At 64.7% G+C, this 12054-nt stretch carries 8 protein-coding genes, 2 pseudogenes and 1 riboswitch; of the genes and pseudogenes, 7 read left to right on the forward strand and 3 right to left on the reverse strand.

The genetic code is table 11. The annotated features are described in order from the left end of the window. Positions 1-256: 256 nt before the first annotated feature. Positions 257-399, forward strand: a riboswitch (yybP-ykoY riboswitch). A 26-nt stretch (positions 400-425) separates the two neighbouring features. The 7 genes and pseudogenes from HQN59_RS25510 (at position 426) to HQN59_RS25540 (ending at position 10347) form a co-directional block, all read left to right on the forward strand. Continuing rightward, a pseudogene (locus HQN59_RS25510) lies at positions 426-996 on the forward strand (manganese efflux pump MntP). Between the two features lie 192 nt (positions 997-1188). Next, entirely contained in the window at positions 1189-1464 is a 276-nt protein-coding gene (locus tag HQN59_RS25515; protein WP_176071950.1) for a hypothetical protein, read from the forward strand. A gap of 225 nt (positions 1465-1689) precedes the next feature. Continuing rightward, the gene (xseA, locus tag HQN59_RS25520; protein WP_176071951.1) at positions 1690-3315 is read left to right on the forward strand and encodes an exodeoxyribonuclease VII large subunit; all 1626 of its coding nucleotides are present in this window, start codon (positions 1690-1692) and stop codon (positions 3313-3315) included. Continuing rightward, positions 3312-3593: an exodeoxyribonuclease VII small subunit gene (gene xseB, locus HQN59_RS25525; protein WP_176071952.1), complete on the forward strand. Its 282-nt coding sequence runs from the start codon at positions 3312-3314 to the stop codon at positions 3591-3593. Before xseA ends, xseB begins: the two co-directional genes overlap by 4 nt. Before the next feature lie 211 nt (positions 3594-3804). Then, on the forward strand, positions 3805-5688 hold the full coding sequence (locus HQN59_RS25530; RefSeq protein WP_176071953.1) for a phage integrase family protein: 1884 nt from the start codon (positions 3805-3807) through the stop codon (positions 5686-5688). Between the two features lie 1059 nt (positions 5689-6747). Next, the gene (locus HQN59_RS25535) at positions 6748-7845 is read left to right on the forward strand and encodes a porin (RefSeq protein WP_176071954.1); all 1098 of its coding nucleotides are present in this window, start codon (positions 6748-6750) and stop codon (positions 7843-7845) included. Between the two features lie 1026 nt (positions 7846-8871). Next, a complete protein-coding gene (locus HQN59_RS25540; protein WP_176071955.1) occupies positions 8872-10347 on the forward strand; it encodes an SEL1-like repeat protein in 1476 nt (491 codons plus the stop codon). Positions 10348-10512: 165 nt separating this feature from the next. Here the strand turns inward: HQN59_RS25540 and HQN59_RS25545 are convergent. The 3 genes and pseudogenes from HQN59_RS25545 to HQN59_RS25555 form a co-directional block, all read right to left on the reverse strand. Further along, a pseudogene (locus HQN59_RS25545) lies at positions 10513-10938 on the reverse strand (helix-turn-helix domain-containing protein); the annotation flags it as partial. A gap of 198 nt (positions 10939-11136) precedes the next feature. Then, complete coding sequence (locus tag HQN59_RS25550; RefSeq protein WP_176071956.1) at positions 11137-11454, reverse strand: type II toxin-antitoxin system RelE/ParE family toxin; 318 nt, start codon at positions 11452-11454, stop codon at positions 11137-11139. Continuing rightward, complete coding sequence (locus HQN59_RS25555; RefSeq protein WP_176071957.1) at positions 11451-11732, reverse strand: YlcI/YnfO family protein; 282 nt, start codon at positions 11730-11732, stop codon at positions 11451-11453. Before HQN59_RS25555 ends, HQN59_RS25550 begins: the two co-directional genes overlap by 4 nt. Positions 11733-12054 lie beyond the last annotated feature (322 nt).

Genomic DNA, 12054 nt, shown 5'->3' on the forward strand with positions numbered 1-12054 from the left:
CCGAGTGGTTGCGCCGTGGTCTTCTGCTCATGTTCTCTGCTCCTGAATCTCGGGCTCTATCCTCGCCCATCGGAGCAGCCAGTCCACTTTACGCCGTGTTCAGATTTGCGCGGCCGGCTCTAATGTCGATCGTCCGCGGGGGCGCCCACGTTCGAGAAACGATCGCATGTGCTTGCCCGAGGCGCGATGGTGGATCGCTATCAAGAGCTGTTCGCCCGGCATCGTCAGGCGAGAAGGAGGTCCGGTAAACTTAACGCTCCCTTGGGGAGTAGCCGGCCTCTGCTCGTAGGAGGCGCCTGCGTCAACATACTCGGCCCGCAGCCGTGGCGCTGGCAACCGTACGGTTGGCGAGACCATCGGCACGCGGACGCGATCATTCCGGCAGCTCGGTGTGTGGTTGCGACTCGCCCGGCGGACAGCTTCCCATGAACCCGCTCTCAATCGCAGCGCTTGCGCTGGCGATGTCTACCGATGCCTTTGCCGCGGCCGTCGCCAAGGCGCTGCGCTCCAGAGGCCGAGGTGGCTCGAGGCGCTACGCACGGGCGCAATCTTCGCGTCATCGAAGCGTTGACGCCCCTCGTGGGCTGGCTGCTCGAGTCGGTGGCTGCGAAATACGTGACCGCCTGGGACCACTGGATCGCTTTCGCGCTGCTCGGCGCCCTCGGCGCAAAAATGATCTGGGCCGGCTTCACGGCTTCAAATCATGACGATGAGACGAAGCCGCAGCGTCACTCGTTCTGGATTCTGGCCGTGACCGGCTTTGCAACAAGCATCGACGCCATGGCGGTTGGTGTCGGGCTCGCCTTTATCAACGTCAACATTGCATGGGTCGCGGCGGCGATCGGCTGCGCCACCTTCGGGATGGTCACCGCGGGGGTCATGCTCGGTCGAGTCTTGGGAGCCGTGGTCGGCCGGCGTGCCGAGATCGTGGGCGGAGCCCTCCTGATCGGCATCGGCATCGCCATCCTGGCAGAGCACTTGAGTGCCGCGCCGTAGGCGGGAGGGGCGCGCTCACCCGCCTGCGGCCGGTCCTGATGAAAGCCTTGGTGGCTGCGCTTTGCCATGCGCGTGGCACTCGGCGCGGTGACTTGGTGTCTCGCTGATCCGGCGTTCCCTCAGATCGTCTGGCTCAGCGACTGAGCCACTGGCGCGGCTGGTTATCATCCATGCAATTCGCTCGAGGACCCGATGACAGATCAGCAGAAAGAGGTCATAGCCCGAGGCGCCCTGCAAATCCTTGCGCAGGAACGCGGGGTTCTGGACGAGCAGATCGCCGCCTCGGTACAGAGCGACCCTCCGGTAACTTATCGCGCGCAGGTCCTTGGAGGAGAGGTCGTGGCTGCATCGCTCTCGGACCTTGTGTCGAGGGCGGACACCATCTACATCGCCGCGCGCACCTTCGCTGAAAAGCAGGAGGCAGCGGTGGCCCCCGCAGGCCTCGACGCCGTAGTCGGCGCGGAGTAGGGCCCCTAGAGCATCAAGGTCGCCGCCGCATGCGCTACAAGGCCTGACCGAGGATGCAGTCCGAGTTCTGACAGCAGCCCCAGGTCGAACTCAAAACTGAGATCCAGATCAACGTCATTCCTTGCCGTGTGTCGAGAGCCCTGACCGACGTTTCCGCCTACGCCCCGTGAAACCCTTCACCAGGTCAATCGTTTAGAGCGCTGGGTGACGGGCATCTGAGCGCCAGTGACCACGTACCTCAACGTTCCCTTCCGCGACAAGGCTGAAGCCAAGGCAAAGGGCGCTCGCTGGGACGCCGAACTGCGCAAGTGGTTCGTGCCGGTCGGCCGCGAGCTCGAGCCCTTCGCGAGCTGGCTTCCCGTGAATCCGGCCAAACTCGCCAGCCAGGACGTGGTCGAAGCGGGCAAGGGCGTGCCGCTCTCGCAGCTGCTAGCCGGCGTTGCCTCAGCCGTCGAGCGAGCCTTCCGCCAAGGCATCTGGACGACCGCCGAGATCGTCCGCGTCGACGGCGATCCTCACGTGTACCTCGAGCTTGCCGAGCGCGACGCTACGGGCTCGCTCATCGCCAAGGCACGGGCGATCGTCTGGCAGCGTGACGTCGCCGGAGTGCTCGGCACGTTCCAGGCGGCCACCGGCGTTCGCCTCGCGGCCGGCATCAAGGTCCTGGTGCGCGCGCGCCCTGAATTCAGCGCTCAGTACGGCTTGACGCTCCACATCGACGCCATCGACCCGAGCTACACGCTCGGTGATCTCGAGGCGAAGAAGCGGCAGATCCGCGAGCGCCTCAAGGGCGAGGGCATCTTCGACCGGAACCGGCAACTGCAGGCGCCATGGGATTACCGGACGCTGCTCGTCGTCTCCCCTCCGCGTGCCGCCGGCCTCGGCGACTTCGCCCGGGACGCCGACCGCCTGCAGCAGCACGGCGTCTGCGCAGCCGTCTACGTCCATAGCCGCTTCGAGGGCGAGGGCGCGGCCGCATCGATCCGGGAGGCGATCGAGGCAGCTCTGGCGGCCTGGTCCGGACCCGAGCTGCCGGACGCCATCGTCATCATCCGCGGCGGCGGCGCCGTCAATGACCTCGCCTGGCTCAACGACTACGAGCTCGCCCGCTCGATCTGCCTGAGCCCGGTACCGGTCCTGACCGGCATCGGCCACGAGCGCGACAACACCGTCCTCGACGAGGTCGCGCACCAGCGCTTCGACACCCCCAGCAAGGTCATCGCGGGCGTCCAGGCGCTGATCGTCAAGCGAGCCCGCGACTCGCAGGCGGCGTTCGACGACGTCGCAAGCCTGGCGTTGCGGCAGTTGCGCGCAGCGCGAGCCAACGTCGACGGCTTCGACGTCACGATCCGCGAACGTGTGCTCGAGTGCATCGCCGGGGCGCGTGCCGGCGCACAGGAGCGCCTCGGGAACGTGCAGCGGCTTGCCCAGCGCGCTCTCTACCAGGCCGCACAAGGAACGCTTCAGGCGCTCGGCGACGTCCGGGCAGGCGCCGGCGGCCGCCTTGCTGCTGCGCGGGCCAGGGCGGCAGCGCTGATGGCGCAGATCGATGCCGACACCACCACGGGGCTGGCTCTGCAGCGCGAGCGCATCCGCGACCTCGTGGACGAGGTCGAGCGCCTGGCGCGAAACACCCTGCGTTGGGGTGCGGACGCTGCGGAGGGCGCTTTTCGGGAGGTGGTCGCGCAGGGACCCGAGAAGACGCTTGGCCGCGGCTTCGCGGTCGTGCACAGCAGGGGCGGGCAGATCGTCACCAGCGCTGGCGCGGCCGGCGAGGCGAAGGATCTGCGGGTGCAGTTTCAGGATGGATCGATCGAGGCCACGGTTCGCCGTGGCAAGGAACACGCATGAGCGAGATGAAGACCTTCAAGGAGGCCTACGCGGTCCTTCAGAAACACGCGCAGACGCTGCGCAACCAGCAGGAGCCCGACATCGACAACCTGACCACGATCGTCAGCGAGTCGCTCGCGGCGCACAAGATCTGCCGGGAGCGGATCGATGCCGTCGAGAAGGCACTCGAGCAGTCGCTTGGCAACGCGCAGCTCGAGCCGCCGCCGCAGGAGGCTCAGCGACGACCCGCGGCCGGATCGTCTTCCTCGGCGGATGCCGACGACGACGTGCCGTTCTGAAGATGCAGATCGGAGACGTAGCGGTCAGCGACCGCTCCTCGGAAAGATCCCCAGGCTGGGTTGCGAGCGGCTTCCCGGTGCAGTGCTGGGGTCAGCGCAGCAAGCAGGCGGCGCTCGAGCGCGTCCAGTTCGTCCCCATTCATGGCCGAACCAGTGTCGCATGGCACGACTCGGCGGCCGCACCCGGCCGGCGGGCCGAGAGTCCTCGCCGATGAGCACCCGCCGCAAGCTCAGCAGCGGCCACTTCGCCTTCATGCGCTCGGTGGTGCAGGGCATCGACGCCCGCAAGAGCTGGGACCGGTATCTGCGGGTCGAGGGCGAGCACACCGATCTGCGCCGGGTGCGCAGCACGATCGCCTGGATCCGCTCCGAGTTCGCCGCGGCGGCACGCCGCGAGATGAAGCCGGGCACCGCGCGCCTGGTGCTCTTCGACGCCACGGAGCTCAAGGAGACCGTCGCGCTGCCGAGCCTGGAGGAGTTCGCGATCGCGCGCGGGTTGGAGGACTTCTCGCAGGCCGAGCAGCAGGAGGCCTACGTCGAGGCATACGGCACCGGCACGCCCAAGGCCTCCAGACGCGCTCGCCTCATCGCGCGGCAGCTCGAGGCGCTGCGCTGGCTCGAGCAGCTCGTGGCTCAGGAGCCCGGCGCCCAGGACGAGGTCGGCGCCTGGTTCGCGCCGACGCTCGCCGCCAGGCTCGAGAAGGGCGGCATGCGGACGCTCGCCGATGTCGTGGCGCGGATCAACGGCGTGGGCGCCCGCTGGTGGACGGCGGTGCCTGGCGTCGGTGACCTGAAGGCAAGCCGCATCGTCGAGTGGCTGCGCCTGCACGAAGGCTCGACCGGTCTCCGGCTCGGCGATCATGTGGCAACCCGCCGTACGAAGCTGCAGCCGGTACAGCTGGAGGCGGTCGTGCCGCGCGCGACGGCCATCGTTCCCTTCGAGAAGTTCGTGCTCCCGGCGGAGGTCGACGGCCGGCACGGTCTCTATCGGGCGCCGCAGCACCAGTGCATGCTGGCGGCGCAGAACGACTACGAGGCGATCGGCGCCTGGCTCGCCACCCTGCACGTGCCGAAGGACAAGGCGAGCGCCACCTACCGCGCCTACCGCAAGGAAGCCGAGCGCCTGCTGCTCTGGGCGATCGTCGAGCACGGCAAGCCACTGTCGTCGCTGAGCGTCGAGGACGCGAACGCGTTCAAGGCGTTCCTCGCGGCACCGCCGGTTCGCTGGTGCGGGCCACGTCATCGGCAGCGCTGGTCGCCGCTCTGGCGGCCGCTCGAAGGGCCGCTCAGCGCGGGGGCGTTGCGCCAGTCGCTGATCATCCTGCGCAGCCTCTGCGGCTTCCTGGTCAGCCAGAACTACCTGATCGGCAACGCCTTCGAAGGCCTGTCGCTGCCGCGCCAGGAGGGCAGGGCGATCGGCTCGCGACGGACGCTGACGTTTGCGCAGTGGGATTTCCTGCAGGCGCGCATGGACGAGGCGCCGCAGGACGAGTTCGCCAGGCGCCGGGCGCGGGCGATCCGATGGCTCTACGCGACGGGGCTCCGGTTGTCGGAGATCGCCGGTGCCAAGCTCGGGGATCTGCAGCGCGTCAGCTACCGCGACGCCAAAGGCAACGACCAGACCGGCTGGCAGCTCGCGGTGGTCGGCAAGGGCGAGAAGCCGCGTGATGTGCCAGTGCAGGACTACCTGGTCGAGGAGCTCTCGGGCGAGCTCGAAAGGCATGGGTTCGACCCGGACGTTGCGGCGGAGGGAAACGGCGAGGTTCCGGTGCTGGCGAGGTTTGATGCGGGCAGGGCGCCGACCGCTTGGTCCGCTTCCGCTCTGGCGAAGTCGATCAAGGCGTTCATGAACGAGAGCGCGTCGGTGGCCTCGCCCGAGGACGCGGTGCAGTTGCGCAAGGCGACGACGCATTGGCTGCGCCATACCCATGGTTCGCACGCCCTCAACGGACGAACCGGGCAGAGCCCGGTGCCCATCCAGGTCGTGCAGAACAACCTGGGGCACGCGTCAATTGCTACGACATCGGGCTATCTGACGACCGAACGGGACGCGCGCTTGGCTGCGATGAGGGGTTTCGGCAAGCCCGGGCGGTAGCCCTGAGGGATTTAGCCTGGAGTTCGTAGCCGATTGGCGCGGCGGTCGCGCGTCAGGCTCAGGAAAGCTCGCGCGCGATCTCGAAGCGTAGCGCCTCGTTGCGGCTCAGCTCTTCCATCTTCCGCAACGACTCATCCAGCCACTCTTCATCTGAACCCCGCGGCGGAGCAGCCCGAATCGGCGTCTGCTCGCCGGCGTCGACATGCCTGGAAGCAACACGTACCTCTGTTGCATGCCCTTCCGACGCACGACGAGGCGGCACCATAGTGACTGCTCGCGTCCGTTCCGCTCCGCCACGGGTGTACCAGCACCTCGCCCGATCTCAGCCCACGCGTCGTTTCTCGGTGCTCTTGGATCCTGCTGCTGCCATGCGGACGGCGAGGTGGCGCCTGTCCCTGACCATGCCGAAGCAGGCGTCGACGCCCAAGCCGTAGATGCCTCCACAGGGCGGGTGAAGTGCGCCCGCGACATCGCGGAGCGGATCACACGCGACGGACGGGCGGCAGCGCCTACGGCTCGTACGTGTCGTCCACGCAGGCGGCTTCGGATGGACAGATCAGTCGCCTCAACGCTTCCGCACATGCGGGCGCTTCAGCGCAGGCCGCCGCCAGCGCAACGCTCGCGCTGAGCCCCAAGCGGCGCCCAGCGCATGCTGAGCATGTTCTGCCTTCAGCAAGGGGTACGGCCTTTCCGACCGGCGCGCGAGGACGCCCTCTACGACAGCCACGCGCTGCGGCTTCGCGGGCATTGACCGGTCGCGCTGGTCGCTGCCCCGCTATCAACGCTCCTCAAGTTTCCCCGCCTCCTCCCGCAGAGCGACCCGGCCCGGGGTGCTGCTCGACGTCTGGACCCCCTACCCGCCAAGCACTCCTTGCAAGCTGCCATCTAGTTGGCGTTGCGCGCTGACAACACAAAGGGCTTTTTGCGCGGCGGCGCTATGCCGCCTTTCTGCTCTTTGGGAGAATCTATTCAACTTCCGCTGAGGGGGTTGCGCCTGATCTGGACACCGAAGGTGATTTCGTGATCGGGACCTCTTGTTCAACCTAGGAGATAGCTGCAATGAAAAAATCTGTGCTCGCTCTTGCTGTTCTGGGCGCTTTCACCGGTGTCGCCTCGGCGCAATCGTCCGTCACGCTCTATGGCACCGTCGACCTGTCGGGCCGCTACGTCAAGAACGAAGGCTCCGCCCGTCGCTTCAGCCTCGGTTCCGACGGCCTCAACAGCAGCCAGCTCGGCTTCCGTGGCGTCGAAGACCTCGGCGGCGGCCTCAAGGCCAGCTTCGTCCTGCTCGCCGGCGTGAACGCCGACAGCGGCACGACCAACGGCAAGTTCTTCAACCGCCGTTCGACCGTCAGCCTGTCGAGCAATGCCGGTGAAATCCGCCTCGGCCGCGACTACACGCCGACGTTCTGGAACATGACCCTGTTCGATGCCTTCGGCACCGTCGGGCTGGGCAGCTCGCTGAACACCGCGCAGCGCCACCCTGGCACCCGCCAGGACAACACGATCGGCTACTTCCTCCCGACTAACCTCGGGGGCTTGTACGGTCAGTTCATGGCCGGGTCGAGCGAAGGCGGCACGTCGGGTGACCGCGCTGCCCGTTATCTGGGTGGCCGCGTCGGCTTCGCCGCGGGCCCGTTCGACGTCGCCGTCGCCGCCGCGCAGATCCGCTATCGCGGCGCAGCCTTCAACGGCTGGACTGCTGGCGCGCCCGGCGGCGCAATCGCCAACGACGATCAGAAGTCGGTCAACGTCGGCGCTTCGTGGAACTTCGGCTTTGCCAAGCTGATGGGCTATGTCGACTACGAGCGGCTCGACAATGCGACCGACGACCGCGAACTGCGCGGCTCGATCAGCGCCGTCATTCCGTTCGGCCAGAACGAAGTGCACGTCGGCTATGACCGTAGCCGCCTGCGTCGTGACGGCGCCAGCAACAGCACGGCTCAGCAGCTGAAGGCGAGCTACGTCTACAACCTGTCGAAGCGCACGGCGGTGTACGGCACGGTTTCGTACCTCGACAACAACAGCAACGCGGCCATGTCGATCGCCCCGGCGAGCGGCACGAACGCCTCGACGGGCAGCCAGTCGGCCACGGCTCTGCCGCGCGCTGGCGGTGACTCGCGTGGTGTCGAGTTTGGTGTTCGTCACTTCTTCTGATCGGACGCTTGCCTCGCGCGAGCGTCGATTAGCATGAAGAAAGGGCCGCCCTCGGGCGGCCCTTTTTTGTGCGCGACGGGCCGTCGTGCGTGCGCGTTTAACGTTCAATGCCGAGAAGGCCGCGGCTAACGTTGCCGTGCTGGGCGAGGCAAGCCCGCCGGCCTGATGCTTAAGGTCATACCAACACCGTGCCATGGGACGGGCACGACTGGACTCGGTCGGCCAGCGCCTGGCAGCCTTCTGTACAGGCGTGGCGCTGCCGACATGAAGAGCTTCATTTCGGCTTGCCAATTTTCGGGGCAGCACGTCCCTGATCGCACAACGCCAACTCGCCTACGTGCGTTTGAGCGAGGAGTTCTTCCCCTCGGACTCCTTTGCTCTTCCCCGGGTAGTAGCTCGCCGTGCTGATGCCGTGCTTGCGGCAGACTCCCGTCACCGGTAACCCGGCCTAGCATTACCTAAGGCCGCCAAGATGTGGGGCGTCCCCATCACTCTGCCTTGAAGATGGGAACGCCTCCAAATTTTTTGCCCGTCCTGTGGGCGGGAGCTTACGTCCCCGCCCTCGCTGTCCCGCCGGAGGGTTCAATCGGGATGGACGCCAGGGTCAGTTTTGGTTTGGCGTTGACACTTTGCACTCAGGCACCACTTCCGCGCGCTGCCTGCTAAGGAGGTAAATTGCGCATTGCGCACCGGCAAAGCACTTGAAGCCTATGGACACGCGCATTCCGACAGCATGGTCCGTTGGAGCCACAATAGAAGCAGCAGTAAGAAGCTTGCGCACCGGGAGGGTGCGCAAGCAAGAGATCGAGATGCGTCCGCAAGCCAAGGGCCTGCCTACACCGGCAGTTTTATATTCGGTGCCATGCACGAACTTGTTGGACGCGCATGGCCCCTCAGCCCCCGATCTGTACCGACATGAGGCGTAAAGACCTACAACTTTTATCGGCGGTACGCGGCGGAGACATAGCAGCCCGGTGCGAAGTAGGGAGGAGATATCTATTGGGGGTAGAGGGTTTCCACCGCCACGTGCCCACCGGGCTTGAGTATCTCAAACACCAGAGCGTCAGCGGCCTATCCGAGGTCGCTCGTATTATTGCGGATAGCCTTCCACTTGAAGAGCTCATTGAACTCGGAGAGATGAACACCCTTGAAGCAGCGGCGAGCGCCGGGAGTTCAACCGCCCAGTTCAAACTGGGTGTTTGGAAAATCCTTCAAGAACCAAGCTATGTTGAAGGACTCCGCTTACTAAAAGCAGCGGCCGTAGGTGGCTTTGCCATGACAATCCCCGACCCGTTCGGGGATATGGAGCTGCCGACGTATTTGCGAAGCGCGGGTCACGGCGGAGAGTTAGACTTAAACAAGACCGTTATGTTGGCGGCTCGCCACTCGCTGCGGCGTGCAGACGTCAAAGCTGCTCTTCGCTGCCTTAAATTGGCAAGTCTCACACTGCCGTTTCAAGTAACCATTGAGATGGCGGAGGTTCTCTATTCCTGCGTAAGACTTGCAGAGGAGAGTGCCGCAACTTTTTCTGGGTTGCCCGTTAAGATCGTTCAGGCTTGCTTAGAGAAGAAGAGTGCCCGCTTGGATTACAGCGCCGCTTATACCCTGGGTCGCGCTCTTTGCGGTATAGATTGCGGAAGCGTCTCCTTTAGCGATCTAGTGGAGGGCACTAACTATCGAAAAGGTGCTGCCTTGTTATTGCGGGCGGCGGACGCGGGGTCGGCAGAGGCGTGGCTGCATCTTTATCACTTGCACAGCAACCATGAGCTGTCCGTGGCGAATCCGCAGATGGCTCGTTTCTGCTTAGAAAAGGCGGCGCGCGCGGGCCATGCCGTTGCCCAACGCAAGCTAGGAACTTCGATCTTGCGTGAGTCGAGTTCCTTGCGGGAGTGGGAGCACGGTATCGAGTGGCTGTTCGAAGCTTTCCATGCGGGCGACGAACTGGCGTGGAAACTGATGCGTTCATTGGTTTTTCCGATCACGGGGCTTGACGTTGAAGCCGATACCGCCATGGAAGAAGTGGCGCGATTCGCGCCCTGGTTGGCCGTGAGATTGCGACTTTCGAGGGCATTCGGACTGACCAAACTAGAGGCTTTGACCGTCAATCCCGTCGATGGTGCTCGTGAGTGGGGACTTGTCGTGGGGCAGAACACGTTTATCTCACAACGTCGGATGTCGGCACCTAGGGCGATTCCGGCCTTGTCGAATGATGCCTTGACCGCTCTCCGAGCCGCTGCTGAATTCTTCACGAAGGTCATCCGCGAAGGCAACGCCATAGAAGGAGACTTAAGATACCGAGCGCAGGTGCAGCGCGGTGCCTTTAGAAGAATCGGCTTAGACGAGAAGATGTTCTTCGCTGAGGCTAGTTCAGCTATGCTGGAGGCGGTTAGACAAGGCCCCAAGTGGGCGGTGAGAACGAGGACATTAGTGACAGCGGCCTTGGCGGAACACTCCCTCTCACGCCGCACAAAAGCGTCAAGCAAGAAGGCACGTCTGATGTAGCTACTCAGAACCGGCAGTGAAAGGTCTGGTTTAACAAGGCGCTGCAGCAGGCAACGGTGACGGGATGTGCCTGCTGCGCTGCCGCCGCGGTTCAGAGCAGTTCACTCGAGAGCCCGCGATGTTTCATCGTAGTTGAGGCGCTGGGTTGTGAGGGGCCTTCAGCGAGCTGGCGTCGATCTGGACGAGCTCGCCTAGGCAGGCTCGACGGTTGCGCGGCTGATGGATCTTGGCGGCTCGCTGACGGCGCGGCTTCCACAGGCCGTCCTCGATCATGAGCTTGCGAACCGTCTCCTTGCTGATCGACAGACCGTGCTGTTCACGCAGCTTCTCGCACGCGAGTGTCGGGCCGAAGTCGGCATAACGCTTCCGGATGAGCGCGATCGCTCGGTTGGCCACGCCGTCAGCGAGATGGTTGTTGCTCGGCTTCCCGCACTTGCCGGACACGAGTCCCGCCGCGCCGGCGACCCTGTATCGGCTGATGAGGCGCTCGAGCTGGCGGCAGCTCATTCCCAGGCCCTGGGCGGCTCGGCCGACAGAGAGCATCCGGTCCACCACGCGCTGCACGGTCTTAAGCCGGTCGACCTCGCGCATGCTCTCGTGATGCTCGCTGCAATCCTCGACATGCTCGTCTCCAGAAGCTCTGGCGACGAGCTTGGGCGACATCTGAACTTTGCCCAAAAGCGACATTGCAACTTTGCTGCTACACGGGCTGTCGCGCCAAGAATCATTACGTCAACCCGCGCCACGCAGAGCGCTGCGCCGCGCGTCGGCGCAAGTTCAGCCCGAGGTCTAGTGGTAGTCGTCCTCGAGCTGATGACGCACAGCGAGGATCGCTATCTCGTCCGCATTTTGAATCTCAAAAAGTGCGACGTAGCCGGAATGCCCGAAGGAAACGATCAGTTCCCTCAGGAACGCGCTAGAGCCGACCTTCCGGCAGGTGAACGGTGAACTCCGCAGAGTCATCATGCCGGATCGCACGGCCGCTACGGCTTGTTCAGCTAAGGTTAGATCCCCGCCATCACGTGCCAACTCGCGCTCGAGTAGGAAGTCGAACAAGCGTTCTAGATCAGCCTCGGCTTCTCGCGTTAGACGAACCCGAAAACTCACCCGCGTGTCTTCGCAACTCGTGCGCGCGCCGCATCGAGCTTGCGCTGCAAGGCATCAACGACAAGGTCGGCGTCTACGTAATTGCCCGTCCGGCGCGCCTCATCCCGCGAGCAAAGGCCACGGGCCACGAACTCGGTTTGAACGCGGCGCCGTTCGACACTCGCTCGCACCGAGGCTTCGACAAATTCCGACAGCGTTTCGCCCTCATCCAGCAAGGCTTCGATCTCGGCGCGCAACTCCGGCTCGACACGGACCGAAGGGATGGTGGCGGTTTTCATTCGAACATTGTAGCGCAATTGCGGTACAGCTCAGGCCACGGGGAGTTCGGACCAGGGCTGTTGCTTGGTTCCTATGACCGGCGAACCGCGTGGGGGTCTCCTTCTTGCAGTGCCAGCGACAGCCCTGTTGGGCGCCTCGGCCACCCTCGAGCAGACGTCAGCTTCGCAGCGAGTGCAGTCCGTCGCACGGCCGCTCTCGGAGGGCGGATTCAACCGGTCCGTGCAACACACTGATCGCTGCGTAAGGCAGCAGGAGTGTTGCAGATGAAGTACCGCACACGCATCTACTACACGGTCGCCCAGAAGGCTCTGATGTGGGAGC

The organism is Rhizobacter koreensis, from assembly GCF_013366375.1.
Classification (GTDB): domain Bacteria; phylum Pseudomonadota; class Gammaproteobacteria; order Burkholderiales; family Burkholderiaceae_C; genus Schlegelella_A; species Schlegelella_A koreensis.